At 72.1% G+C, this 25,976-nt stretch carries 21 protein-coding genes; 3 read left to right on the top strand and 18 right to left on the bottom strand.

What is annotated here, in order from left to right; all coding sequences use genetic code 11:
* From DMA15_RS22540 to DMA15_RS22485, 12 genes are all read right to left on the bottom strand, one after another.
* Positions 1–1,977, bottom strand: coding sequence for an ABC transporter permease subunit (locus DMA15_RS22540; RefSeq protein ID WP_125514558.1), 1,977 nt, complete (start codon positions 1,975–1,977; stop codon positions 1–3).
* Positions 1,977–3,119 carry a glycine betaine/L-proline ABC transporter ATP-binding protein gene (locus DMA15_RS22535; RefSeq protein ID WP_125514557.1) on the bottom strand — a complete coding sequence of 381 codons (1,143 nt, stop codon included), beginning with the start codon at positions 3,117–3,119 and terminating at the stop codon, positions 1,977–1,979. Before DMA15_RS22535 ends, DMA15_RS22540 begins: the two co-directional genes overlap by 1 nt.
* Complete coding sequence (locus tag DMA15_RS22530; RefSeq protein ID WP_125514556.1) at positions 3,116–4,663, bottom strand: GMC oxidoreductase; 1,548 nt, start codon at positions 4,661–4,663, stop codon at positions 3,116–3,118. Before DMA15_RS22530 ends, DMA15_RS22535 begins: the two co-directional genes overlap by 4 nt.
* A 64-nt stretch (positions 4,664–4,727) precedes the next feature.
* A complete protein-coding gene (locus DMA15_RS22525; protein WP_125514555.1) occupies positions 4,728–6,257 on the bottom strand; it encodes an aldehyde dehydrogenase family protein in 1,530 nt (509 codons plus the stop codon).
* Between the two features lie 194 nt (positions 6,258–6,451).
* Positions 6,452–7,015, bottom strand: a complete 564-nt coding sequence (locus tag DMA15_RS22520) for a hypothetical protein (RefSeq protein ID WP_125514554.1) — start codon at positions 7,013–7,015, stop codon at positions 6,452–6,454.
* Positions 7,015–7,260, bottom strand: coding sequence for a helix-turn-helix transcriptional regulator (locus DMA15_RS22515; protein WP_125514553.1), 246 nt, complete (start codon positions 7,258–7,260; stop codon positions 7,015–7,017). Before DMA15_RS22515 ends, DMA15_RS22520 begins: the two co-directional genes overlap by 1 nt.
* A 129-nt stretch (positions 7,261–7,389) precedes the next feature.
* Positions 7,390–8,379 (bottom strand): malate dehydrogenase, encoded by a 990-nt coding sequence (locus DMA15_RS22510; protein ID WP_125514552.1) that lies wholly within the window; start codon positions 8,377–8,379, stop codon positions 7,390–7,392.
* 359 nt (positions 8,380–8,738) lie between these two features.
* Positions 8,739–9,872: an XRE family transcriptional regulator gene (locus DMA15_RS22505; RefSeq protein WP_125514551.1), complete on the bottom strand. Its 1,134-nt coding sequence runs from the start codon at positions 9,870–9,872 to the stop codon at positions 8,739–8,741.
* A 390-nt stretch (positions 9,873–10,262) separates the two neighbouring features.
* The gene (locus DMA15_RS22500; protein ID WP_125514550.1) at positions 10,263–10,952 is read right to left on the bottom strand and encodes a response regulator transcription factor; all 690 of its coding nucleotides are present in this window, start codon (positions 10,950–10,952) and stop codon (positions 10,263–10,265) included.
* A gap of 31 nt (positions 10,953–10,983) precedes the next feature.
* A complete protein-coding gene (locus DMA15_RS22495; RefSeq protein WP_125514549.1) occupies positions 10,984–12,168 on the bottom strand; it encodes a sensor histidine kinase in 1,185 nt (394 codons plus the stop codon).
* A 206-nt stretch (positions 12,169–12,374) separates the two neighbouring features.
* Positions 12,375–12,899 (bottom strand): DUF3017 domain-containing protein, encoded by a 525-nt coding sequence (locus tag DMA15_RS22490; protein WP_125514548.1) that lies wholly within the window; start codon positions 12,897–12,899, stop codon positions 12,375–12,377.
* Positions 12,900–12,919: 20 nt separating this feature from the next.
* Positions 12,920–13,780, bottom strand: a complete 861-nt coding sequence (locus DMA15_RS22485; RefSeq protein WP_125514547.1) for a bifunctional methylenetetrahydrofolate dehydrogenase/methenyltetrahydrofolate cyclohydrolase — start codon at positions 13,778–13,780, stop codon at positions 12,920–12,922.
* Between the two features lie 245 nt (positions 13,781–14,025).
* Between DMA15_RS22485 and DMA15_RS22480 the strand changes: the two genes are divergently transcribed.
* Positions 14,026–14,652, top strand: a complete 627-nt coding sequence (locus DMA15_RS22480) for a hypothetical protein (RefSeq protein WP_125514546.1) — start codon at positions 14,026–14,028, stop codon at positions 14,650–14,652.
* A gap of 115 nt (positions 14,653–14,767) precedes the next feature.
* Here the strand turns inward: DMA15_RS22480 and purH are convergent, their stop codons facing one another.
* On the bottom strand, positions 14,768–16,348 hold the full coding sequence (purH, locus tag DMA15_RS22475; protein WP_125517942.1) for a bifunctional phosphoribosylaminoimidazolecarboxamide formyltransferase/IMP cyclohydrolase: 1,581 nt from the start codon (positions 16,346–16,348) through the stop codon (positions 14,768–14,770).
* Positions 16,349–16,359: 11 nt separating this feature from the next.
* Positions 16,360–16,998, bottom strand: a complete 639-nt coding sequence (purN, locus tag DMA15_RS22470) for a phosphoribosylglycinamide formyltransferase (RefSeq protein ID WP_240659895.1) — start codon at positions 16,996–16,998, stop codon at positions 16,360–16,362.
* A gap of 214 nt (positions 16,999–17,212) precedes the next feature.
* On the opposite strand from purN, the gene DMA15_RS22465 reads away from it, so the two are divergent.
* Positions 17,213–17,989 carry a hypothetical protein gene (locus DMA15_RS22465; protein WP_240659894.1) on the top strand — a complete coding sequence of 259 codons (777 nt, stop codon included), beginning with the start codon at positions 17,213–17,215 and terminating at the stop codon, positions 17,987–17,989.
* A gap of 116 nt (positions 17,990–18,105) precedes the next feature.
* Here DMA15_RS22465 and DMA15_RS22460 read toward each other — a convergent pair whose 3' ends face one another.
* Positions 18,106–20,073: a DUF6350 family protein gene (locus tag DMA15_RS22460; RefSeq protein ID WP_125514545.1), complete on the bottom strand. Its 1,968-nt coding sequence runs from the start codon at positions 20,071–20,073 to the stop codon at positions 18,106–18,108.
* Between the two features lie 151 nt (positions 20,074–20,224).
* Here DMA15_RS22460 and DMA15_RS22455 point away from each other — a divergent pair, with 151 nt between their 5' ends.
* Complete coding sequence (locus tag DMA15_RS22455; protein ID WP_125514544.1) at positions 20,225–21,505, top strand: helix-turn-helix domain-containing protein; 1,281 nt, start codon at positions 20,225–20,227, stop codon at positions 21,503–21,505.
* Between the two features lie 83 nt (positions 21,506–21,588).
* Here the strand turns inward: DMA15_RS22455 and sucD are convergent, their stop codons facing one another.
* The 3 genes from sucD to DMA15_RS22440 form a co-directional block, all read right to left on the bottom strand.
* Positions 21,589–22,473 (bottom strand): succinate--CoA ligase subunit alpha, encoded by an 885-nt coding sequence (gene sucD, locus DMA15_RS22450; RefSeq protein ID WP_125514543.1) that lies wholly within the window; start codon positions 22,471–22,473, stop codon positions 21,589–21,591.
* A 22-nt stretch (positions 22,474–22,495) separates the two neighbouring features.
* The gene (sucC, locus tag DMA15_RS22445) at positions 22,496–23,674 is read right to left on the bottom strand and encodes an ADP-forming succinate--CoA ligase subunit beta (protein WP_125514542.1); all 1,179 of its coding nucleotides are present in this window, start codon (positions 23,672–23,674) and stop codon (positions 22,496–22,498) included.
* 322 nt (positions 23,675–23,996) lie between these two features.
* A complete protein-coding gene (locus DMA15_RS22440; RefSeq protein WP_125514541.1) occupies positions 23,997–25,013 on the bottom strand; it encodes a hypothetical protein in 1,017 nt (338 codons plus the stop codon).
* Positions 25,014–25,976 lie beyond the last annotated feature (963 nt).

Raw genomic sequence — 25,976 nt, 5'->3', positions numbered from 1 at the left:
TCACGCTCCCTTCTTGGCGCTGGGTTCCCGGCGTGCCGTCGGCTGTGTGACGCGGTCGAGCATCAGGCCGAGGCAGACGATCGCGATACCGGCCACCAGGCCGGTCGCCAGGTCGCCCTGCGCGATGCCGAACACGACGTCGTAGCCGAGCGCGCCACCGCCGACCAGACCGCCGATGACGACGACGGCGAGGACCAGGACGACGCCCTGGTTGAGGGCGAGCATGAGCGCGGGGCGGGCCAGCGGAAGCTGGACCTGGCGCAGCTGCTGCCAGCTGGTGGCGCCGAGCGAGCGCGAGGACTCCATCGCGGAGGCGTCGACCTGGTTCAGGCCCTGGGTGGTGATGCGGACGACGGCGGGCAGCGCGTAGACGACGGCGGCGGCGACCGCGGGGGCGCGGCCGATGCCGAAGAGGGCGACGACCGGGATGAGGTAGACGAACTGCGGCATCGTCTGGAAGACGTCGAGCACCGGGCGCAGCAGGCTCTCGAACCGCTTGCTGCGGGAGGCCGCGACGCCGATCGCGAAGCCGAGGACGAGGGTCACCGCGACACCTGCGAGGACCTGCGCGAGCGTGTCGAGGGACTTGTCCCACACGCCGAGCACGCCGATCGCGCCCATCGCGGCGACGGCGGTGAGGGCCGTCTGCCAGGTGCCGATCAGCCAGGCGAGGGCGGCGACGACGAGCAGGACCGACCACCAGGGCAGGCCCTGGAGGCCGTCCCTGACCGGGTTCAGGACCCAGTCGGTGAAGTGGGCGGCCCAGTCGGCGGTGCCGCCGACGACGGGCACGCCGGTGTAGATGTGGTCGACCATCCACTCCTTGGCGGTGTTCACCGACGGGGCGATGTTGACGACCCAGCCGGTCGGCCAGTCCACGCGGTCCGCGAAGCGGGCGGCGAGTGCGGCGACGACCGTCCCGGCGGCGGCGACGGCCCAGCCGCGTCCGCCGCGCAGCGGGGAGCTGTCCTCGGCGTTGGCACCGGCTCGCTCACCGGCCGCGCCGGTCACCCGGTCCAGGACGACGGCGAGCAGCACGATCGGGATGCCGGCGGCGAGCGCCTGGCCGACGTCGACGGTGGACAGCGCCTGGTAGACGCGGTCGCCGAGGCCGCCCGCGCCGATCACCGAGGCGATGACGGCCATGGAGAGCGCCATCATGATCGTCTGGTTGAGGCCGAGCAGGAGTTCCTTGAGCGCGAGCGGCAGGCGCGCGGAGAACAGGCGCTGGCGCCCGGTCGCGCCGAGCGAGGTCACCGCCTCCATCACGCCGCCGTCGGCGCCGCGCAGGCCGAGCGCGGTGAGGCGGGCCATGGGCGGGGCGGCGTAGACGACGGTGGCGATGATGGCCGCGGGCACGCCCATGCCGAAGACGAGGGCGAACGGCAGCAGGTAGGCGTACGCGGGCAGCACCTGCATGGTGTCGAGCACCGGGCGCAGGACGCGGAAGCAGCGGTCGTTGAGTCCGCCCGCGAGGCCGAGCAGCAGGCCGATCACCACGGAGGCGAGGACGGCCACGATCATCAGGGCGAGCGTCTGCATGGTCGGCACCCACATGCCGAGCAGACCGCAGACGGCGAACGCGGCGGACGCCATGACCGCGAGCCTGACGCCCGCCACGCGCCAGGCGACGAGCCCGGCGCCGATGGTCACGCCGGCCCATCCGGCGGCGAGCAGCACGAGGTAGACGCCGCGCACGGAGAGCACGATGGCGTTGCTGATGTGCCCGAGGAAGTAGATGAACAGCGGGTGGTTGTCGCGGTTGTCGATGATCCAGTCGGTCGTCCTGCCGAGCGGCTCGGTCAGGTCGACGGTGAGCGCGTCCGGCCAGGCGCCGGAGGCCCACTTGGCGTTGAGTATCGGCACGAGAACCGCCGCGGCGACGGCGAGCAGCAGGAGCTTGCCGACGGCACGGTGGCGCAGGAGCGCGCCGATTCCGGTTTCCCGTACGGGACTCGATGCGGTGGCTGTGGCCATCAGCCGACCACCTCGCCCTGGCCGGGGACGGTTGGCGTGGGGGCGGCCGGGGCCGGGGGCGTCGGCGCGGGGGCCGCGGTCCCGGCGACGACGGCGAGCAGCCCCGCGTGGTCCACCACGCCGAGGCACCGCTTGCCGTCCATCACGCGCACCGGGAAGCCGGAGCGGGCGACGGCCTCGATGGCCTCGGAGACCTTGGCGTCGGGCCCGAGGGCCGCGCCGCGGCTCTCGTCGTCGCCGGTGGCGGGGCGCATGGCGCTGCGCACGCTCATCACGTCGGCGCGGGCGACATCGCGTACGAAGTCACGGACGTAGTCGTCGGCCGGGGAGCCGACGATCTCCTCGGGCGTGCCGCACTGGACGACGCGGCCGTCGCGCATCAGGGCGATGCGGTCGCCGAGCTTGAGGGCCTCGCTGAGGTCGTGGGTGATGAAGACCATCGTGCGGCCCTCTTCACGGTGCAGGCGGACGACCTCCTCCTGCATGTCGCGGCGGATCAGCGGGTCGAGGGCGCTGAACGGCTCGTCGAAGAGCAGGACCTCGGGGTCGACGGCGAGGGCGCGGGCCAGGCCCACGCGCTGCTGCTGGCCGCCGGAGAGCTGACCCGGCTTGCGCTGCTCAAGACCTTCGAGGCCGACCTTCTCGACGACTTCGAGGGCCTTGGCGCGGCGCTCGGCCTTGCCGACGCCCTGGATCTCCAGGCCGTAGGCGACGTTGTCGAGGACCGAGCGGTGCGGCAGGAGGCCGAAGTGCTGGAAGACCATGGAGGCGCGGTGGCGGCGCAGTTCGCGCAGGCGGGCCTTGTCCATGGCGAGGACGTCCTCGCCGTCGATGGCGATGGTGCCGGAGGTCGGCTCGATGAGCCGGGTCAGGCAGCGTACGAGGGTCGACTTGCCGGAGCCCGACAGGCCCATGACGACGAAGACCTCGCCCTTGTTGACCTCGAAGGACACATCCCGCACGGCGGCCGTGCAGCCGGTGCGCTCACGCAGTTCGGCGGGGCTCAGGCCGTGCAGCGAGGTGTCGTCCGGTATGCGTCCGGCGCGGGGGCCGAAGACCTTCCAGAGGTTCTTGACGGCGAACACGGGCCCTGCGGCGGGCGTCGTGGTCTCGGTCCCGTTCGTCATGGTGGCTTCGCTCATCGGCCGTCACCACCAAGGATCTCGGCACATTTCTCCCCGACCATGAGTACTCCGATCATCGGGTTCACGGCGGGCATCGTCGGGAAGACGGATGCGTCCGCGATACGGATTCCTGCCATGCCCCGGATCTTCAACTCCGGGTCGACCACGGCGAGTTCATCATGGGAAGCGCCCATTCGGCAGGTCCCCGCCGGGTGGTAGACGGTGTGGGCGGCCTTGCGCACCAGCTCGCTGATCTCGGCGTCGTCGGTGACCTCGGGGCCGGGGAAGACCTCGCGCTTGAGCCACTTCTTGAACGGCTCGGCCTGCGCGACCTCGCGCGCCAGCTTGATGCCGTCGACGAGCGTCCGCCCGTCGTAGTCGCCCTCATCCTCGAAGTACTTGAAGTCGAGCGCGGGCTTCACCTCGGGGTCGGCCGACGTGAGGTAGAGGCGGCCGCGCGCGCGGGACTTGGGGATGTTCGGCGTCATCGAGACGCCGTGCTCCGGGCGTTCGTAGCCAAGGCGCTCGGGGTTGTCCGTGAAGGGGATCTGGTAGAAGTGGAACATCAGGTCCGGGCCCTTGTGGTCCGGGTCCCGCTTCACGAAGAGACCGGCGTCGGAGTCCATCGCGGAGTTGCCGGGGATCGGCCCGTTGGTCTCCCAGACGATGACCGACTCCGGGTGGTCGATGAGGTTCTCGCCGACGCCGGGCAGGTCGTGCACGACCGGGATGCCGAGCGCTTCGAGGTCCTTCTCGGGGCCGATGCCGGAGTGCATGAGCAGCCGGGGCGTGTCGACCGCACCGGCGCAGACCAGCACCTCGCGGCGGGCGGTCAGCAGCGACTCCTCGCCGTCCTTCATCCGCACGTGGACGCCGCGCGCGGTCTTGCCGTCCAGCTCCAGCTTGGTCGCCCAGGTCTCCAGGAACAGATGGAGGTTCGGGCGGTCACCGGCCTCCATGTGGGGGTGGAGGTAGGCGACGGAGGCGGAGGAGCGCTTGTTGTTCTCCGGGTGGTAGGCGAGGTCGAAGAAGCCGACGCCCTCGTCGAACGGCTGGTCGTTGAAGCCGACGACCTCCGGGACGCCGAGGGCGGTCTTGACCGCCTCGACCCAGTCGGTGGCGATCTGGTTCTGGTCCTTCTTGGCGACGCGCACGATGTTGTTGCGCAGCTTGCCGAAGTAGGGGTCCATCGCCTTGGCGTTCCAGCCGGTGGCCCCGGCCTCCTCCCACTCGTCCCAGTCGGACGGCAGCGGCTTGAAGGAGATCAGGGTGTTGTGCGACGAGCAGCCGCCGAGCACCTTGGCACGGCTGTGCAGGATGTGGGAGTTGCCGCGCGGCTGCTCCGTGGTGGTGTAGCCGTAGTCGAGGTCACCGCCGAGCAGGCCGAGCCAGCGGCGGAGCGTGAGCACGTCCTCGCGGTCGATGTCGCTGGGGCCGCCCTCGATGACGGCGACGGTGATGTCCGGGTTCTCGGTGAGGCGCGAGGCGATCACCGATCCTGCGGTGCCGCCGCCGACGATGACGTAGTCGTACTCGGTTGCGGACTGGGGCGTTTCGGCCATGGGGTAGCTACTCCTCTTCCTGCGAGGTCGTGCAAGGTGCTTGCGCGTAAGGGGCGGGCGGGTGTCAGCCGGCGAACCAGCGCACCGGCTGCGGCGCCAGGTTCTGGTAGATGTGCTTGGACTCGCGGTACTCGGCGAGGCCCGCGGGGCCCAGCTCGCGGCCGACGCCGCTCTTGCCGAAGCCGCCCCACTCCGCCTGCGGCAGGTAGGGGTGGAAGTCGTTGATCCAGATGGTGCCGTGGCGCATCCGGCGGGCCATGCGGCGGGCGCGGCCCGGGTCGCTGGTCCACACGGCGCCCGCGAGGCCGTACTCGGTGTCGTTGGCGAGGGCGACGGCCTCGTCCTCGGTGCGGAAGGTCTCGACGGTCAGGACGGGTCCGAAGACCTCCTCGCGTACGACCTTCATCTCGCGGTGGCACTGGTCGAGCACGGTCGGCTCGTAGAAGTAGCCGGTGGCGGGCCGGACGTCACTCGGCTCGGGGCGCTTGCCGCCGGAGCGGAGTACCGCGCCCTCCTCCAGGGCCGAGGCGACGTACATCTCGGTCTTCTCGCGCTGCTGCTGCGAGACGAGCGGACCGCACTCGACGCCGTCCTCGGTGCCGCGACCGAGCTTGATCTTGCGGGCCCTGCGGGCCAGTTCGGCGACGAAGCGCTCGCGGACGGACTCCTCGATGATGAGGCGGCCACCGGCGGAGCAGACCTGCCCGCTGTGGATGAAGGCGGCGTTGAGCGCCTGGTCGACGGCGGTGTCGAAGCTCTCGTCGGTGGCGCAGGCGTCCGCGAAGACGACGTTGGGGTTCTTGCCGCCCAGCTCCAGGGCGACCTTCTTCACGCCGAGCGCGGCGGCCTGGGCGACCTTGGTGCCGGAGACGAGGCCGCCGGTGAAGGAGACCAGGTCGACGTCGGGGTGGTCGGCGAGGCGGGCGCCGACGGTGTGGCCGGGGCCGGTGACGATGTTGGCGACACCGGCGGGCAGCCCGGCCTCGACGAGGAGGTCGATGAGCGCGACCGTCGTCAGCGGGGTGATCTCGCTGGGCTTGATGACGAAGGTGTTGCCCGCGGCGAGGGCCGGGGCGATCTTCCAGCTGGCCTGGAGCAGCGGGTAGTTCCAGGGCGTGATCATCGAGCAGACGCCGACGGGCTCGTGCACGACGACGCTGTGGATGTCGTCGGAACCGGCGTCGACGACGCGGCCCGCGCCCTCGCCGATGACCAGATCGGCGAAGTAACGGAAGGCGTCCGCGACGCAGTCCACGTCGACGCGCCCCTCTTCGAGGGTCTTGCCCGCGTCACGGCTCTCCAGGAGACCGATCTCCTCGCGGTCGCGTACGAGGAGGTCGGCGACCCTGCGGAGCAGCGCGGCACGCTCGGCGACGGGCGTGTGCGGCCACGGTCCGTCGTCGAAGGCCTTGCGGGCGGCGGCGATGGCCGCGTCCGCGTCCTCGGTCCCGCCCTCGGCGATCAGCGCGAACGGCTTGGCGTCTGCCGGGTCGAGGATCTCGCGGGTGGCGCCGGAGGCGGCGCTCAGCCACTCTCCGCCCACATGAATGGTCTGTTGTGCGGACACGTCCCGTTTGCCTTCCGTTCCTGTCATATGCCCCGCCCGTCACTCGCGGTAGCCGGGTGCACCTGCCCCACGGCGGGAAAAGCATGCCTGTTCGGTGGCCGAAAGTGCGCCTTGTCACTGCGCGTGCCGACAGCGGGGGTGAAAAGTGCGCTTTGTTCCATGCTGTCGACCTCCTGACCGTACCCGCGTGTCCGCTCTACGGGACGTCCAGGAGTCCTGACTCACACTCCGCCGGTGGCCGCCGCGGACCCCCCGGCCTCGACGAGGTCGTCGTCGAGGTCCGGCTCGTCCCGCGCGGTGAGCCCGGCCACCCAGAGCGGCATCAGCCAGTGCACGACGAAGACGGTGAACAGGGCGGGGAAGACGAGCCCCTCGATCTCCACGTCCGCGAGAGCGGCGGCGCCCGAGCCGACGGTCGCCGCGAGGAGCACCCAGAGCATCGCGCGGTGGGCGAGGGCCGCCACCCGGTTCTTCTCCGCGCGCTGCCGCTCGTCGAGGGCGCGCACGCGCAGTTCGAGCAGGCCGCGCGTCGAACTGTTGATGACGCCGGTCGCGAAGCACCACGGCAGCAGCAGGCCGAGCATGGCGAACAGCGCCCAGCGCCGGTCCCCCACGACGGTGCACAGCCAGGCCGCCACGCTCACGCCGGTCAGGGCGATGTGCGCGCAGACCACGGCACGCCTGCGCGCGGCGGTGGCGTGCAGCGGCGCCGCCTCACGGCGGTTCATCAGCCGGTACATCCGCCGGTCGTAGCCGGTCAGGGGGCGCTGCTCGCTGGTCGTCATCACTGGTTCCTCCCGTAGACCTCATCCGTGAGCGGGCGGAACGGCTCGAGGGAGAACACGGCCTCGACCGGCAGCCCGAAGAACTTCGCGATCTTCAGTGCGAGGTCGAGGCTCGGGTTGTACTGCCCCCGCTCGATGTAGCCGATGGTCTGGTAGTGGACCCCCACCGCCTCGGCCAGGCTCTGACGCGACACCTTCCGTTCGGCGCGCACCATCGCCAATCTGTTGTGCACTTGCTCGCTCATGTATAAGAAGTACTACATTCATGAGTACGTAGGCAACGGTCCAGGACGGGAAACCTGCCCCGGAAACAGAACCGCCCCCGGCGGCCGCGGTGCACGGCTGCCGGGGGCGGGAGCGCCCTGGAAGAGGACTCAGATGAGGCCGAGCGCGCGCACTGCCTCGCGCTCCTCGGTCAGCTCCTTGACGGACGCGTCGATGCGGGCACGCGAGAACTCGTTGATCTCCAGGCCCTGGACGATCTTGTACGTGCCGTTCTCGGCGGTGACGGGGAAGGAGGAGATGAGCCCCTCCGGAACGCCGTACGAACCGTCCGAGGGGATGCCCATGGAGGTCCAGTCGCCCGCGGCCGTGCCGTTGACCCACGTGTGGACGTGGTCGATGGCGGCGTTGGCGGCGGAGGCGGCCGAGGAGGCGCCACGGGCCTCGATGATCGCGGCACCGCGCTTGGCGACGGTCGGGATGAACTCGTCGGCGAGCCAGGACTGGTCGCCCACGACGTCGGCGGCGTTCTTGCCGGCGATCTCCGCGTGGAAGATGTCCGGGTACTGGGTGGCCGAGTGGTTGCCCCAGATCGTCAGGCGCTTGATGTCGGAGACCGGGGCGCCGGTCTTCTTCGACAGCTGCGACAGGGCGCGGTTGTGGTCCAGACGGGTCATCGCGGTGAAGCGCTCGGCCGGTACGTCCGGGGCGGCGGCCTGCGCGATGAGCGCGTTGGTGTTGGCGGGGTTGCCCACCACCAGGACCTTGATGTCGTCGGCGGCGTGGTCGTTGATGGCCTTGCCCTGCGGCTTGAAGATGCCGCCGTTGGCCTCCAGGAGGTCGCCGCGCTCCATGCCCTTGGTGCGGGGGCGGGCGCCGACGAGCAGGGCGACGTTGGCCCCGTCGAAGGCCACGTTCGGGTCGTCGCTGATCTCGATCGAGTTCAGCAGCGGGAAGGCGCAGTCGTCGAGCTCCATGGCGGTGCCCTCGGCGGCCTTCAGCGCCGGCGTGATCTCAAGAAGGCGCAGGTTGACCGGCACGTCAGCGCCGAGCAGGTGGCCGGAGGCGATGCGGAAGAGCAGCGCGTAGCCGATCTGGCCGGCCGCGCCGGTGACGGTGACATTCACGGGAGTGCGGGTCATGGCGATCTCCGTAAGACAGCTGGCGGTGGGGTTCCCTGTCCCTCGGACTGGTGTCCTGGATCCCCTTTTTCCTGGATCCCCGCCGACGCCTCTTCGAGTCCTCGATCGCCTCTCGATGATCGATCTCTTGGCATCAAGAGAGATCCGGCGGTCAGGCTATCGCGCCCGGGCCTTCCGTGAACGCCGGGTCACATGTGGCCCGGCCCACAGCCCTTCCGCACCCTCGAACGGGGGGCGGCCGTCACCTCGGGGGAGGGAGCGTGACGGCCGCCGTGGGGGTGTGACCACTCCCGTGGGGGTACGTTCCGCCTGCCCTCCCCTTTCGAGGTCATGCACCTCCGCACCCCACTTTTTTTCGCCTACTCCGTGCAGCCCTTCTCCCCCGACGTCAGCACCGCGCAGGCCTTGGCCGTGGTCCCCGCCTTGACCGCGACCATCGGGGTGTACGCGTCGAAGTCCTCGTTCACCGTGCCCCTCTGCTTGGCCGACGCGCCGCCGCCCGACCCCGTGACCGTGACCTCGTCACCCGGCGTCGCCTGGGTGATCCGCGCCCACGCGGCCGCGCACGTCTTGCTGTACCGCACCTCGATCAGCGTCTTGCCGACCGTGGCCCGCGAGGTCGTCCTCGCCAGCTCGCCGCCGCACCCCATGTTCTCGGGGTCCTTGCCCGCGCAGTCCGCGCCCCGGCACTCCACCCCGGCGGGCAGCTTGGCGTCGCTCGTGGTCGGCGACGCGGACGGCTCGGTCCCGGCCTTCTCCTCGCCGTCGCCGCCCCGGTCCGTGAGGAAGAGCGCCGCCGCGATGACGACGAGCGCCCCGACCACGCCCGCGAGGAACATCGTCAGCTTCCGCCGCCGCCGCTGCCCGTCGGGCGATACGGCCGCCGGTGCCGTTCCCGCTGCCGGTGCCGGTGCCGCGCCGAAGGCCGACGTGGACACATCAGCGTACGAAGAGGAGGCCGCGCCATAGGGGGGCGAGGCCTGCGGAGGCACCGTGGGCGAGTCCTGTGGCGGCACCGTAGGTGAAGCCTGTGGCGGCACCGTGGGTGAGACGCCCGCCGGCCCGGCCACACCGGTGAGGCTCCCGACGCCCCCGGTGCCGTTGCGCGCCTTCGCCTTCGGCTCCGACGGCGGGCGTGCCCGGCCCGGCTCCCCCAGCTCCCCCAGCGCCGCCCGTGCCTGCGAGATCCGTATCGCCTGCATGGTCATGTCGTGCCGCATCTCGGAACGGCTCCAGGCCCGCTCCGCCAGCTCCCACATGGTGATGAGGTGGACCGGCTGCGTGCCCGTCACCTCGGCGAGCGCGACGACCGCGCCCTTCGGCGCGAGCAGCCGCCCGTTCAGATAGCGCTCCCACGACGTCTTGCTGTAGCCGGTCCGGTCCGAGACCGCCGCGATACTCAGACCGCTGTGGTCGACGAGCCTACGCAACTGGTCGGTGAACTCCCTGACCTCCGGGCCGAGTTCGTCCGGCAGCGCCTTCCAACGAGGCATTGCTCCCCCTCTTCCCCCCGTACGTGCCTGTCCTGCCCCCGTACGTTCCCCTCCCCACCCCCGCCGGTGCCCGGCGTCCGCCCTCCGACGCTACCCAGAGGGATGCGCGGAGCAACGCTGTCAGTTCCCGGCGCCCCGGACAATCGACCGGACTTTCGGATCAGGCTCGTTGCAGGCCGCGAACACCGTTGCGGAATGGTCACCTCCGTGCCACAGGGCCAGGGCATCCCTTGAACGCGATTGGCGCGTCCATGACTCTGGATCTCGAGCGGAACGCACCGCTTACATCGGGAGATTCCGGGAGTCCCAGCGATCCGCCGGAACACCCTCACCGAACGGCGGCGCCCGTCCTCCCACGGGGGAGAGGACGGGCGCCGTCCCGTCGCGCGCTCAGCCCGGGGTCCCCGGCCTGACGAGCCCCGTCTCGTACGCGACCACCACCGCCTGCGCCCGGCTGTCCAGGCCGAGTTTGCTCATCGTGCGGTTGAGGTGCGTCTTGACGGTGGCCTCGCTGATGTAGAGCCGCTCGGCGATGTCCGCGTTGGTCAGACCGCGCGCGATCAGCTTCAGGACCTCCACCTCGCGCAGGGTCAGCGCCGCGAGGTCGGGCAGCGGTTCGCCCTCGTCGCCGCCGGGCCCCGCGGTCTGCCGCGCGAACGCCTCCACGAGGCGGCGCGTCACGCTGGGCGCGAAGAGCGCGTCGCCGCCACCGACCGCGGCCACCGCGGCAAGGAGTCGTTCGGGCCCGGAGTCCTTGAGCAGGAAGCCGGAGGCACCGGCGCGCAGTGCCCCGTACACGTACTCGTCGAGGTCGAAGGTGGTCAACACCAGGACGCGCGGGGCCGGTTCGGGGGCCTCGGCGAGGATCCGCGCGGTGGCCGTGATGCCGTTCATGCCCGGCATCCTGATGTCCATGAGGATGACGTCGGGCCGGGTCCGGGCGGCGAGTTCGACGGCCTCGTCCCCGTCGCCCGCCTCGCCGACGACCTCGATGCCGGGCGCGGCGCGCAGCAGACCGACCAGCCCCGCGCGGATGAGGAACTGGTCGTCGACGACAAGTACCTTGATGGAGCCGGTCATCCGGTCATCGCCCCGTCGTCCCCCCGAGCGGTCATCCCGCCCCGTCGTCCCCCCGAGCCTCGGCCCGCGCCGAGGTCGGCAGGGTGAGACGCACGGCGAATCCCCCCTCGCTCAGCGGGCCGATGCTGATCGTCCCGCCGTAGAGCTTGGCCCGCTCCCGCATCCCAATCAAGCCGTGTCCACTGCCGGTGCGCACTCTGTCCTGAATCACCCCCTGCCCGTCGTTGCTGACCGAAACCTCGATATGCCGTTCCCGGTAGACGAGTTCGACGGCCGATGAGGCGCCGTGGGCGTGTTTCAGTACGTTGGTCAGGGCCTCCTGCACCACGCGGTACGCGCACAGTTCGATACCGGGGGCCAGCGGGCGAGGGGTTCCCGTGACGCGCAGCTCGACGGGGACGCCGCCCGCCCGCACCCGCTCCACCATCTCGCCCAGGCGGGCCAGGCCGGGCATGGGCGCCGCGGGGCCGTCCCCGCCGGTCCCGTCGCCGTCCCCGCCGTCTCCGGGCTCCTCCGCGCGCAGCACCCGCAGCATGCGGCGCAGCTCTTCGAGGGCCTCGCCGCTGGTCCCGGCGATGGTGCCGAGCGCGGCGCGCGCCGTGGCGGGGTCCGAGCCGAAGACGAACGTGGCGAGGCCCGCCTGCACGGAGATCACCGACATGTGGTGGGCGACCACGTCGTGCAGCTCGCGCGCGATCCTGCCGCGCTCCTCGGCGACCTCGCGCCGGGCCCGCTCGTCCTGCTCCCGCTTGAGCTGCCTGGCCAGTTCGGCCGTCCGGCGGGCGGCGTACCCGAAGCGCCAGATCACCAGGGGGAAGCCGATGGCCTGGGCGACGACGGCGGTCATGGTCGAGCCGTCCGTCACAAGGCCCGCGTAGATCCAGGCGGCGCCCAACAGCACCGCGCAGGGCAGGGAGACGCGGGCGGGGCGCAGCGACGCGACCGTGTAGAGGGCGAGCATGGGGGCGAAGGTGTTCAGGACGGGCCAGTAGCCGGCCGTGACGTAGACGATCCACACGCTGTGGATGAAGAGGAGCACGGCGAGCGGCGCCTTGCCGCGCAGCACTGCGGGGAGATTGGCCAGCGCCACCAACGCGTAACCGGTGGCGTCGAGTGCGGGCCAGCCCTGCCGCACGGACTCCTGGCCGAGCAGCACCGCCACCGTGGTCAGGGCGGCCGCGATGAGCGCGTCGACGACGAGGGGGCGCATCCGCATCGCCGCAGCGTAACCCGCGTGCGGCCGGCGGAACGTCAACCTCCCGCGGTACCGCGGAAGTTGTAGGAACCGCGCGGATACGACGGCGGGAGCAGCGGGATCTCCGCCGAGCGGGGGACGACGCCCGGCGGGGGCGCGCGTAGCGTCGTTGACCAGCGGTGGCCCGTCCCCTCGGGGGAGGACGGGTCACCGTCGCCCAGCTGCGGCTAGCTGTCGATCGTGAAGTGCAGCGTGTCGTCCAGGAACGGGATCTCCAGCCACGGATGGGGCTGCGCCATCATCGCGAGGAGCACGATGGCGACGCCCAGCGCGCCGTACGTGACCATGTCCGTGAAGCGCGAGCGCACCGCCAGCATGCCCACGTCCGGCAGCGCCCACCGCAGCACGGCGCCGCCGATGAGCGCGACGCCCACCAGCATCGTGCCGACGCGGAAGACGTCGAGCGCGGTGAGCAGCAGTCCGAGCCCGACCACGGAGGCGACGCTCAGCAGCGGCCACTGCCGGGCGGGCGCGGGCGCGTCGCCGGAAGCCGCGCGGCCGCCGCCCTCGGGCCGTGCCGTGTCCCGGGTGAAGAGCGGGAAGCGGCGCGAGACCTTGCGCGGCTGCCCGTCCGGTCCGGGTGCGCTGACCGTGCCCTTGGCGTGCACGGCCTCCTCCGGAGCGGGCTCGGCCTCGGGAGCGGGCTCGGCCTCCGGGACCGGTCTGGTCTCCGGCTCAGGTTCTGCGTTCATGCGCTCGCCCCTTCCCCGGGTCAGCTCGCGGCGGCGATTCGCTCGGCGGCCTCGACGACGTTGACCAGGAGCTGGGCGCGGGTCATCGGGCCGACGCCGCCCGGGTTCGGGGAGATCCACCCGGCGACCTCGGCGACGCCGGGGTGGACATCGCCGACGATCTTGCCGCTCTCGTCGCGCGAGACGCCGACGTCCAGGACGGCGGCGCCCGGCTTCACGTCCTCGGGCTTGATGAGGTGCGGGACGCCCGCGGCGGCCACGATGATGTCGGCCCGCTTCAGGTGCGCGGCCAGGTCACGGGTGCCGGTGTGGCACTGCGTGACGGTCGCGTTCTCGGACTTGCGGGTGAGCAGGAGCGGCATGGGCCGGCCGATGGTCACGCCGCGGCCCACGACCACGACCTCGGCGCCCTTGATCTCCACGTCGTGCCGGCGCAGCAGCCGGATGATGCCGTAGGGGGTGCAGGGCAGCGGGGCCGGCTCGTTCAGGACGAGACGGCCGAGGTTCATCGGGTGCAGTCCGTCGGCGTCCTTGTCCGGGTCCATCAGCTCCAGGACGCGGTTCTCGTCGATGCCCTTGGGCAGCGGGAGCTGGACGATGTAGCCGGTGCAGGCGGGGTCCTCGTTCAGTTCGCGTACGACCGCCTCGATCTCCTCCTGGGAGGCGGTGGCGGGCAGTTCGCGCTGGATGGAGGCGATGCCGACCTGCGCGCAGTCGCGGTGCTTGCCCGCGACGTACTTCTGGCTGCCCGGGTCGTCGCCGACCAGGACGGTACCGAGTCCGGGCGTGACGCCCTTCTCCTTCAGGGCCGCCACGCGGGCGGTCAGTTCGGACTTGATCGCGGCTGCGGTGGCCTTGCCATCGAGAATCTGGGCGGTCATGACCCCATCTTCCCGGATGAGACCCGCCCGGTACCAATCAGGGCGCCCCGGCGGTCCCGCCCGCTGATCAGCGAGGTTGCACTTGCACAACACATACCGAATGCGGCTGGACAAATAAGCCGGGCCTAAAGAACGATGAGCGGCACAGTGCCGCGGGCAGTGTCGGGGGGACGGACCGCATCTGTAGAACATTCCTCCGTGATGTGCCGCGTCGTCCCCGCACTACCCGACGGAGGAAGACCGCCATGAGTTACGGCGACCCGAACAACCCTTACGGGCAGCCGCCCCAGCAGCCCCCGCCCGCTCCCGGATACGGCTACCCCCAGCAGGCCCCGCCCGGCGTCCCGCCGCAGCAGGGCTACGGCTACCCGCAGCAGCCGGCGTACCCCGGCTACCCGGGCGGCAACATGATGCCGCAGTCGATGCCGGGTCTCCTGGTCACCGCGCGCGTCTTCCTGTTCCTGATCTCGGCGGTGCAGATCCTGTTCGCGATCATCTACCTCTACGTCGCCGCGATCGCGAACGACGTCTCCGACAACGCCGACGACTTCGGCCTCGGCGGTGTGAGTGACGGCGGTGACGCGCTGACCGGCATCGCCGTGATCGGCGCGCTGATCGCGGCCGGGTTCGCGGCGCTGTCGATCACGCTCGGCGTGAAGTTCAGCCGCGGCGGCCAGGGCGTGCGGATCACCACCGTGATCTACGGCGCGCTCGGCGGGATCGTCGGCCTCATCGGCCTCTTCGTCGGCCTCGACTCGGGCCTCGCGAGCGCGATCATCGGCCCGCTCATCTGGGTCGTCTTCGCCGTCGTCATCACGATGGCCCCGGTCGTCCCCAGCGGCACCGCGTGGTTCAACCGGCCGCGCTACTGAGCGACTTGGCCCGCACGGGGCACTGACGGTGGCCGCGTCCTTCCTGGAGGAAGGGCGCGGCCACCGTCGTATGCGGGTCAGATGCGGCTCAGTTCAGTCGCACGTCGGACGCGGCTCAGTGGAAGAAGTGCCGCGTCCCCGTGAAGTACATCGTGACGCCCGCCTTCTTCGCGGCCTCCACGACCAGCTCGTCGCGGACCGAACCGCCCGGCTGCACCACGGCCTTGACGCCCGCGGCGGTCAGGATCTCCAGACCGTCGGGGAAGGGGAAGAACGCGTCGGAGGCGGCGTACGAACCGCGCGCCCGCTCCTCGCCCGCCCGCTCGACGGCGAGCTTCGCGGAGTCGACGCGGTTGACCTGGCCCATGCCGACGCCGACCGAGGCGCCGTCCTTGGCGAGCAGGATCGCGTTGGACTTGACCGCGCGGCACGCCTTCCAGGCGAACGCCAGCTCGTCCAGCTCGCCCTCGTTCAGGGCGTCGCCCGTGGCGAGCGTCCAGTTGGCGGGGTCGTCGCCGTCGGCCTGGAGGCGGTCGGTGACCTGGAGCAGCGCGCCGCCGTCGATCTGCTTGACCTCGACCGCGCTCGACGGCGCCCGGTGGGCGCGCAGCACGCGGATGTTCTTCTTCTGGGTGAGGACCTCTAGGGCGCCGTCCTCGTACTCGGGCGCGACGATGACCTCGGTGAAGATGTCGGCGACCTGCTCCGCCATCTCCTTGCTCACCGGACGGTTGACGGCGATGACGCCGCCGAACGCGGAGAGCGGGTCGCAGGCGTGCGCCTTGCGGTGCGCCTCGGCGACGTTCGCGCCGATCGCGATGCCGCACGGGTTGGCGTGCTTGATGATCGCGACGCAGGGCTCGTCGTGGTCGTACGCGGCACGGCGCGCGGCGTCCGTGTCCGTGAAGTTGTTGTACGACATCTCCTTGCCGTGCAGGTGCTCGGCCTCGGCGAGACCGCCCGTGCCGTCGACGTAGAGCGCGGCGCCCTGGTGCGGGTTCTCGCCGTAGCGCAGGACGTTCTTGCGCTCGTACGTCGCGCCGAGGAACCCGGGGTGGCCCGAGTCGTCCGCGGCGGCGTACCCCTCGGCGAACCAGCCGGCGACCGCGACGTCGTACGCGGCCGTGTGCTGGAACGCTTCTCCCGCGAGCCGCTTGCGCGCGGCCAGGTCGAAGCCGCCCGCCTTGACCGCCGCGAGGACGTCGGCGTACCGCTGCGGGTCGGTGACGACCGCGACGGAGGGGTGGTTCTTGGCGGCGGCGCGGACCATCGAGGGGCCGCCGATGTCGATCTGCTCGACGCACTCGTCGGGGGTGGCCCCGGAGGCGACGGTCTCCTTGAAGGGGTAGAGGTTCACGACGACCAGCTGGAAGGGCTCGACGCCCAGCTCGTCGAGCTGGCGGCGGTGGTCCGCCAGGCGCAGGTCGGCGAGGATGCCCGCGTGGACCTTGGGGTGCAGGGTCTTGACGCGGCCGTCCAGGCACTCGGGGAAGCCGGTCAGCTCCTCGACCTTGGTGACGGGCACCCCGGCGGCGGCGATCCGCGCGGCGGTCGAACCGGTGGAGACCAGCTCGACGCCCGCCTCGTGCAGGCCGCGCGCGAGGTCTTCCAGGCCGGTCTTGTCGTAGACGCTGACGAGGGCGCGCTTGATGGGGCGCCGCGTGCCGTCGGTGCCTGCGGCGTTCGCGGTGTTCATAGCTTCGGCGGTCACGGGATAAGAACCTTTCGTCCCTCAATGCGGTAGCCGTGCCGGGCCAGACGCCCCACGACATCGACGAGCAGCGTGCGCTCGACTTCCTTGATGCGCTCGTGCAGAGCGCTCTCGTCGTCCTCGTCCCGGACCTCGACCACGCCCTGGGCGATGATCGGGCCGGTGTCGACGCCGTCGTCGACGAAGTGGACGGTGCAGCCGGTGACCTTCACGCCGTACGCGAGCGCGTCGCGCGCGCCGTGGGCCCCCGGGAAACTGGGCAGCAGCGCGGGGTGGGTGTTCACGAACCGCCCGCCGAAGCGCGCGAGGAACTCCTTCCCCACGATCTTCATGAACCCGGCGGAGACGACCAGATCGGGTTCGTGCGCGGCGGTCGCCGCCGTCAGGGCGGCGTCCCACTCCTCGCGGGTCGCGTGATCCTTCACCCGGCAGACAAAGGTCGGGATCCCGGCGCGCTCGGCGCGCTCCAGGCCCGCGATGCCGCCACGGTCGGCGCCGACGGCGACGACCTCGGCCCCGTAGGCCCCCGGCCCCTCGGCGTGGATGGTGTCGAGCAGGGCCTGCAGGTTCGTGCCCGACCCTGAGACCAGCACGACGAGTCGCTTGGGGCGCGGGTCCACAGCGCTCTCGGCCACAGCGGGGCCCTTTCTCGGGAGTTCTCGGGAGATGCGTCTTTGTACGGTCGTACGAAGGCTTCGGGCCCCGCGATACGGGGAACTCTCCAAAGCGGCCGACCGCCAGCAACGATACCGGCACACGGAACCGCCCCTCACGGGACGGGGGCGCGGACGGAAGGTAGCGTCTGGGGGAAAGGCGCCGAACACCTACCTAGGGGAAGACGCACACCTGATGCCGGACCGTAGCCGCCCTTCGTCTCCACCGCAGGATCCCGACTCCCAGGGACCGGAGTCCCGGGGCCCGGGCTCCCGGGGGACGGGCAAGGACGACGACAACCCCTTCGCGCCGCCGCCGGAGGGGACGCCGGACCGGCCGTGGCAGCCGCGCCGCCCCTCGGACGGTTCCTCGCCCTCGCCCGACGGCTCGGACGACGGCTCCACCGGCTCCCCGTGGGGCAGCCAGTGGAGCGACCGCCAGCCCGGGCGCTCCCCGGGCGGCTTCGGCGAGCGCCCGGGCCAGCAGGGCGGCGGGCCCGGCAAGGAAGGCCCCTCCGGTCCCGGCGGCGGTGGCCTGCGCTGGGACCCGACGGACCCGGCCCAGCGCCGTGCGCGCTACGCCCTGCTCTCGGGCATGTGGGCCTTCTTCTTCGCGCTCTTCGGCTGGCGGTACGTGGCGCTGCTGCTCGGTGCGCTCGCGCTGAACTGGGCCATCCAGTCGCTGCGCGCCAAGCCGCGTACGCAGGACCCGACGGCCCCGGCGCCTGCCGCCGCCGCTCCGGGCGGCGCGGCCGGGCCTCCCTCGACGACGCGCCCGCAGACGACGGCCGCGATCAGTGGCCTGGTCACGGGGGCGCTGGCGCTGCTGATGGTGGCGGGGACGTTCACGGCGCAGCTGGTGTACCGGGACTACTACACGTGCGTGGACGACGCGCTCACCAGCACGTCGAAGCAGTCCTGCGAGGAACTGCTCCCGAAGCAGCTGCGTCCGCTCCTGGGGGAGCAGGACTAAGGCTTCCCTGGACTCGGGCCCGCCCTTACTCCGCGATGCGGGGAGGGGGCGGGCCTTTTGTGTGGGCGGCCTTCTGTGCGGGTGGGTCTTCTGTGCGGGTGGGGCCGGGGGTCGCTTCAGTGGGGCTCGGGCGACTCAGGTGACTTGGGTGACTCGGGCGGCTGTTCCTCCCCCGCCTCCTTCAACGCCCGCCAGCGGGCCTCGCGGAACGCGTCGTCGTGCCAGGGGGACGCGTCGTCGTAGGGGAGGTCGGGACGCTTGGCGCGCGGGGGCGCCGCCTTCTCGGGCAGAAAGCTGTACGGCTCGAAGTCGGGCGGGGTGGCGGGGGGTTCGGGGAGTCCAGGAGGCTCGGAGGGGTTGGAGGGTTCGGGGCCAGGGGTGTCCTCGCTCGGCCGCGGGCCCGGCTCCGCAGCCGTCTCCTGGGGCGAGGGCGTGTCCGTGGTGGCTCGGCTCCGCCAAGGAAGGCTGACGCGGGGCAACCCCAGGCGCGGGCGTCCGTCGTGCTCCGTTGCGGGCTGCGGCAGCCGCTCCCGCCTCGGGGGGAGCCAGGCCCGGCGGGTGGCGCCGGGCGAGGGCTCGCTGTCGGACGGCCCGGCGGGCACCGCACCGGGGGATCCCCCCGCGTCAGTCGGCCCGGCACCGGGCCCAGTGAGCCCCGAACCCCGACGCCAAACCCGGCGCCCCAGCGCCCTCGGCGCCCCGATCAGCGCGCGGCCACGGGAAGCCCCCACCCCGCCCCCGGGACCAGGCACCCCCGCTTGAGGCGCCCCGGCCAGCACCCGCACCCGCACCCGCCACCCCCGCAACGCCAATGCCCCCGGCACCCCCACCACCGCCGTCCACGCCAGTGCCGCCGCGCCCGTCTGCCACCACACCGGGCCGAAGTCGGCCAATACCGCCACTCCCATCGGGCCGCCCGCCAGCGCCGCGAGGCCCGCCATGGTCGCCCCGCACATCGCCGCCGCCATCGCCGCTGCCGCCGCCGTGCGCCTCCGTGACCAGGCCTCCTCCCGCTCCCCGAACGCGGGCGCCGCCAGTTGGACCGCGCACCAGGCCACCGCGAGCCCCGCCCCCACCGGCACCGCCCCGGCCGCCCAGGTGAGCGGCGACCCTGGCCCCTGCGAAGGCACCGCCGCGAGCAGCGGGAACGCCGGCAGCATCGGCACCGCGTCCGCCGCGAGGGGGCTCACCACGCTCCCCGTACCGAGTACGAAGCCGGGGCCGAGGCCGTACGCCGCGCCCCACACCCCCGCGTTCGGCACCAGCGCGAGCATCAAAAGCAGTACCGCGAACCGCCCCGACCACACGTCGGTGACCTGCGCGAACGACTCCCGTACGAGCCCCGCGTGCAGCGCGATCGACACCGTGACCAGCACCGCGCCGCCGACCACGAGCACCGCCGCCCCCACAAGACCGGCCCGCGCCACGGCAAGCGTGGTGCCGCGCACGAAGACCCCTCGTACGCAATGAGCCCGTACCCCTTGGGGCAGCGCCGCCAGCGCGGGCCGCAGGGAGACCGGGAGCGGCCCGCGCGGGCAGCCGTGCGCCGTCCACACCCCGAGCGCCGCCGCCACCGCCACAAGGAGCGGCACATGGATCGCCGCGCCGACCAGGTCGGGCCGCAGCTCGCCGCCCGTCGCGTACAGCGCCGCGGCCACGCCGACCAGCAGATAGCCGCTCACCACCCCGCACCAGGCGGTCCGCGCCGGGTGCCCGCGCTCCTCGGGGGCCGTCGCGTCCCGCGCCGCGCGGTGCACGAGCCAGCCCGGCAGCAGGACGAGGAGCAGCGGTGTCACGCCGACCGGCGCGGGCGGCCCGGCGAGGGTGTCCGTCCTGATCAGTTCCGTGCCGTGCGCGAGCAGCCACAGCCCCGCCGCGACGTGCAGCGCCCCGTCGGGACCGCTGTCCGGATACGGCGAACTGATCCACAGGACGATCACCAGGACGGCGAGCGCGCCGAGCCCCAGGCCCGCCGCGACGGCCCCGCCCGCCAGGCAGGTGGCGAACCCGGGGGAACGGACGGGCGTGTGCTCACGCGACAGCAACGGCGGCGACGAGGCGCTGTGATCGGTCGTCTGGGTCACCGGCCCATGCTCCCAACGACACGCGCTTTCTTCCCGTAACAGGCGAATATCGGATGTGTCGCTCAATATACGTTTATGTACTTTTTCGTACGGCGGATCGGCTGCGCCCGGCCGCCCGTCGCACGTCGGCCCACGCTGCGGAGAACCCGACATGCCCCAGAGCCCTGCCACGTCTCTGCCGTCCCCCAAGGAACGCCGCAGGCTGCGCGAGGCGAAGTCGCTGAGCCATGCCGATGTCGCCGCGAAGCTGGGCGTCACGCGCGAAACGGTCCGCTCCTGGGAAAAGGGCCGCACGCACCCCCGTGGCCGCTCCCATGAGGCGTACGCGAAGCTCCTGAACGCCCTGGCGGAGGAACAGGCCGCTCCACGGCGGAACAGGCAGGCGCCCCGCACGGACGGCAGCCGGTCGACGACTAGACCCGAGCCCCCGGTCAAACGCGCGGCGAAACCGTACACCCCGACGGCAGTGGCCCCGGCCCCGGTCGCGGTGACCGGCCACGCCCACCAGCCGTCACCCCTCGCCCTCACCCTCGCCCCCGAGCCCGAGCCCAAGCCCGCCCCGGAAGCCGACGCCGAGCCCGCAGCGGAGGCCACCCCCGAGCCCTCGGCCCCACAGCCCCCCACCCCCGCTCGGCCCGCCACCCCCGCACAAGCCTTCGACGCCCTCTGCGCCCACACGGCCCCCGCCCTGGTCCGCCAGGCCTACGTGCTCACGGGACGCCGCACCCTGGCGCAGGAAGCGGTGGAGCGCGCCTTCCAGCAGGCGTGGTACCGCTGGCCCGAGGTGGCCGTTGACCGCGACCCCGCGGGCTGGGTCCGCGCCGCCGTGCACGAGTACGCGATGTCGCCCTGGCACAGCTTCCGCCCCTCCCTGCGGCGCCCGGACGCCCCGCCCGCCGAACCGGCCGACCGCGCCTTCCTCGACGTACTCCTGAGCCTGTCACCCGCCCAGCGCCGCACCCTGCTGCTCTACGACGGCGTCGGCCTCGACCTGCCGGAGACCGCGGCCGAGACGGAGGCGAGCACGCCCACCGCCGCGAACCGCCTCCTGCACGCGCGCGAGGCCATCGCCGAGCGGCTGCCCGACCTGGCCGAGCCCGAGACACTGCACCGGCGCCTCGCCGCGCTGGGCGGCGCGGAGAAGCTCCGGCCGCCGAAACCGGAACGGGTCAGGATCACCGGCGAGCACCGCGCCCGCGTCTGGACCCGCGCGGCCATCGCCTTCACGACCCTGATCATCGGCGCCACGGCCCTGACCCTGCGCACGGCCCCCACCCACTACGAGCCCCCGCAGGCCCCGGGCCGGGCCGTCAGCGGCGTGCCGCCCCTCATGGGCCCGGGCCCCCTCACGTACGAGGAGGAGGAACTGCGCGCGAAACTCCGCGGGGAGGTGCCGAGCGGGCCCCACCGCCTCGTCCCCCAGGCCAAGTAGCGCCCGCCGCGAGGCGCCCCGGAGAAATGAGAAGCGGGCCCGCACCTCACAAGAGGTGCGGGCCCGCTCTTTCGAAGGCTGGGTCAGCCGGCCAGGATGGCTCGCGCCAGCTTCGCCGTCTCGGTCGGCGTCTTGCCGACCTTGACGCCCGCGGCCTCGAGGGCCTCCTTCTTGGCGGCGGCCGTGCCGGAGGAGCCGGAGACGATGGCGCCGGCGTGGCCCATCGTCTTGCCCTCGGGCGCCGTGAAGCCCGCGACGTAGCCGACGACCGGCTTGGTCACGTTGGCCTTGATGTACTCCGCCGCGCGCTCCTCGGCGTCGCCGCCGATCTCACCGATCATCACGATCAGGTCGGTGTCGGGGTCGGCCTCGAACGCCTCCAGGGCGTCGATGTGCGTCGTGCCGATGACCGGGTCGCCACCGATGCCGACGGCCGACGAGAAGCCGATGTCACGCAGCTCGTACATCATCTGGTACGTCAGCGTGCCGGACTTCGAGACCAGGCCGATGCGGCCCGGCTTCGTGATGTCGCCCGGGATGATGCCGGCGTTCGACTGGCCCGGGGTGATGAGACCGGGGCAGTTCGGGCCGATGATGCGGGTCTTGTTGCCCTTCGACTTCGCGTACGCCCAGAAGGCGGCGGAGTCGTGGACGGCGATGCCCTCGGTGATGACGACGGCGAGGGGGATCTCGGCGTCGATCGCCTCGACGACGGCGGCCTTGGAGAAGGCCGGCGGCACGAAGAGGACGGAGACGTTGGCGCCCGTCTTCTCCATGGCCTCCTTGACGGAGCCGAAGACCGGGACCTCGGTGCCGTCGAAGTCGACCTTCGTGCCCGCCTTGCGCGGGTTCACGCCGCCGACGATGTTGGTGCCGTCACCCAGCATGAGCTTGGTGTGCTTCATGCCCGTGGCACCGGTCATGCCCTGGACGATGACCTTGCTGTCCTTGTTGAGGAAGATAGCCATGGTGGTGTCTTAACCTCTTCCCTTACTTCGCAGCCGCGAGCTCGGCGGCCTTGTCGGCCGCGCCGTCCATGGTGTCCACGCGCTGCACGAGCGGGTGGTTGGCGTCGCTCAGGATCTTGCGACCCAGCTCCGCGTTGTTGCCGTCGAGGCGCACGACCAGCGGCTTCTCGACCTTCTCGCCCTTGGAGGCGAGCAGTTCCAGGGCCTGCACGATGCCGTTGGCGACCTCGTCGCACGCGGTGATGCCACCGAAGACGTTGACGAATACGGACTTGACGTCCGGGTCGCCAAGGATGATCTCCAGGCCGTTCGCCATGACCTCGGCGGAGGCGCCGCCACCGATGTCGAGGAAGTTGGCGGGCTTCACGCCGCCGTGCGCCTCACCGGCGTACGCGACGACGTCGAGGGTGCTCATGACGAGACCCGCGCCGTTGCCGATGATGCCGACCTCGCCGTCGAGCTTCACGTAGTTGAGGCCCTTGGCCTTGGCAGCAGCTTCGAGCGGGTTAGCTGCGTCCTTGTCCTCGAGAGCCTCGTGCTCCGGCTGGCGGAAGTCGGCGTTCTCGTCGAGCGAGACCTTGCCGTCCAGGGCCAGAATGCGGCCGTCCTTGGTCTTCACCAGCGGGTTGACCTCGACGAGGAGCGCGTCCTCGGCGACGAAGGTCTCCCACAGGGTCACCATGGCCTCGGCGACACCCTCGGCCACGTCGGCCGGGAACTTCGCCTGCGCGACGATCTCGCGGGCCTTCTCGATGGTCACGCCCTCGACGGCGTTGACCGGGACCTTCGCGAGGGCCTCGGGGGTCTTCTCCGCGACCTCCTCGATGTCCATGCCGCCCTGCACCGAGGCCATCGCCAGGAAGGTGCGGTTGGTGCGGTCGAGGAGGTACGAGACGTAGTACTCGGCCTCGATCTCCGGAGACAGCTCGGCGATCATCACCTTGTGGACCGTGTGGCCCTTGATGTCCATGCCGAGGATGTCCGTCGCGCGAGCGACGGCCTCGTCCGGGTTCGCCGCCAGCTTCACGCCGCCGGCCTTGCCTCGGCCACCGACCTTCACCTGCGCCTTGACGACCGACTTGCCGCCAAGACGCTCGGTGGCCTCGCGCGCCGCCTCAGGCGTGTCGATGACTTCACCGGCCAGCACCGGTACACCGTGCTTGGCGAAGAGGTCCCTCGCCTGGTACTCGAACAGGTCCACGCGCGTCCGTCCCTAATCCGTGATCTCGCTGCGATCTCGCTGCTTTGGTGTCAGCTGTCTGCGTGGGCGTGCCGCGGAGGGCAACGTGACTGCGCTGTCACAAGGGAGGCGTAGGACGGAGTCCAGTACGCGGCATGTCCGTCCCGCAGGTTATCGCCGTGGGACGTGGGTCCCTAAATCGCAGATCACATTTGGGCGGTGATGACGGTCACAGATCGCTGCCGCGAAGGCGCGGGGGCGGGAACGGGGGACGGCCCCTGCTGAGGCAGGGGCCGCCCGTTTACTTCCGTTGCACCGGCGATTGCTTCCGTTGCACCGGCGATCAAATGGCGTACGGGGCGTACGAGGCGACCGAGTCGTACGCCGGGCCCTCGCTCGGCAGGTAGCTCGGCGTCACGTCGTCGGCCACGTCCTGGACGCCGGTGACGGCGTGGCCCGCGAGGGTCCGGGCGTGGGGGGTGACGGTGCCGCCGGTCAGGTCCTGCGCGAACGGCTGGATCCGCGCGGTGACGCCGCCCGCGAACGGCTGGACATCACCGGTCACACCCCGCGCCAGCCCCTCGGCGCTGCCGCCGACGCCCCGCACGACGGGCCGCACCTGGTCGGCGACCGTCCGCACGAGCGGCGTGACCGAGCCGACGACGCCGTCCGCGAAGGGCTGGACGTCCTCGCCCACGACCGCCCGCGTGAACGGCGGGACCTCACCGACGACCCCGCCCGCGAACGGCCGTACGTCGCCGACCACGCCCCGCGCCAGCCCGGCCACGTCCCCGACGGCCTGCCCGGCGACCGGCACGACGCCGTCGACGGCGGTGGCGGCGATGGGCGGCAGCACGGCGGCGGCGGTCTCGTCGGCGATGGGGGTGGCGGTGTCCTGGGCCTCGGCAGGGGCCTGCGTGAGGTGCGGGGCGAAGGTGGAGAGGGGGCCGAAGAGGTAGTCGACGTCGTCGTTCAGGGAGTCAGCGGTGGCGGAGGGGGCGGGGGTGGCGGGCGCGGTGGGGGCGGTGGGGGCCTTGGGCTGGGAGAGCTTGCCCTGGGCGCCACGGGCGTGGGGCGCCTCGTCCTGTACGTGGGCCGCCTTGTCCCGCACGTCGGACGCGCTGTCCCGTACGTCGGACGCGCTGTCCCGCAGGTCGGACGCCTTGTCCCGCACGTCGGCGGTATCGCCGGGCACGCGGGCGACGTCACCCGTGACGTCGGAGACCGCGTCGGACGCCTGGTCCGGCACCGCGACGGAGTGCTGCGGCAGCTCGTCGGCGCTGGCGACGGCGGAGCCGAGGGCCCACGCCCCGGTGACACCGGCGGCTATGACGAGGGAACGGCGGATGTTCTTGTTCATGCTTACGTCAGATCCTTCGAATTCGTGCTCTGGCTCGGATCCGGTCCGGGGAGTCCACGGACCGGCGGGCAGACCTGTTCCGCCCCCGCGCGGCAGGTCATCGCGGGGAAAGGGCTGCCCTAGCCAGGGAATTCGGGAATGTCCCGGTGCCTGTCGCACGTCGGGAAGGGGCCCGCGGCACACCCGGGTCCCGCGAGGAGCCGAACCGGCGCCCGCCCGTCGAGCGCGGCGGCATGCAGATCACCGTGCCGCGAGGCACCGCCGTCAACGGCGGTGGCGCCACCGAGGCTGCCCCCGGGCGCGACCGGCCCGGACGGAGGCGAAGGCACGCGCGCCGTCCTGTACTCACCCGCGCCTGCGTCACGGCCACCCTGACGGCCACCCTGCCGGCCGAGGCCGTGACAGGGGCCGCCGTGGCCCTGCGGTCCTGCTTCTGCGTGTGCCTCGGGGGCGGACGCCGGGGTGGGGGCAGGGGAGGGCGTGGGGCCCGGGGCGGGCGCGGGGCCCGGGGCGGGCGCGGGCTCGGCACCGTGACCGGGGTCCAGGCCTGGCCCCGGCAACGGCTGCTCGGGAAGCAGCTCCGCCGCGGGCGGCGCCTTGCGCACCGCATCGGCGACGTCGTCAACACCCTCACCCACGGGACGCGGGGCACGCCGCACAACAGGCTCCACGACCGGCACGACCACCGCATCGACCGCATCCACTGCATCCACCGCATCGACAGCCGGATCGGCCACAGGCTCAGCGATGTTCCGCACGGCGCGGGAGGCCGGAGCGGGGGCAGAGACGGAGCTGGAGGCAGAGACGGAAGCAGAGGCGGGGTCAGGGGCGGGAGCGGAGGCGAAGGCGGAAGCGGAAGCGGAGGCGGAAGAGGAAGCGGAAGAGGAAGCGGAGGAGAGCGCACCGGAATCCAGCCGCGCCTGCTGCTCCGCGACGGCCCGCGTCCCGGGCTGAACCCGCTCC

Origin of the sequence: Streptomyces sp. WAC 01529 (genome assembly GCF_003945545.1) — a bacterium.
GTDB classification, from domain to species: domain Bacteria; phylum Actinomycetota; class Actinomycetes; order Streptomycetales; family Streptomycetaceae; genus Streptomyces; species Streptomyces anatolicus.
This window is presented reverse-complemented; position numbering and strand designations above follow the sequence as displayed.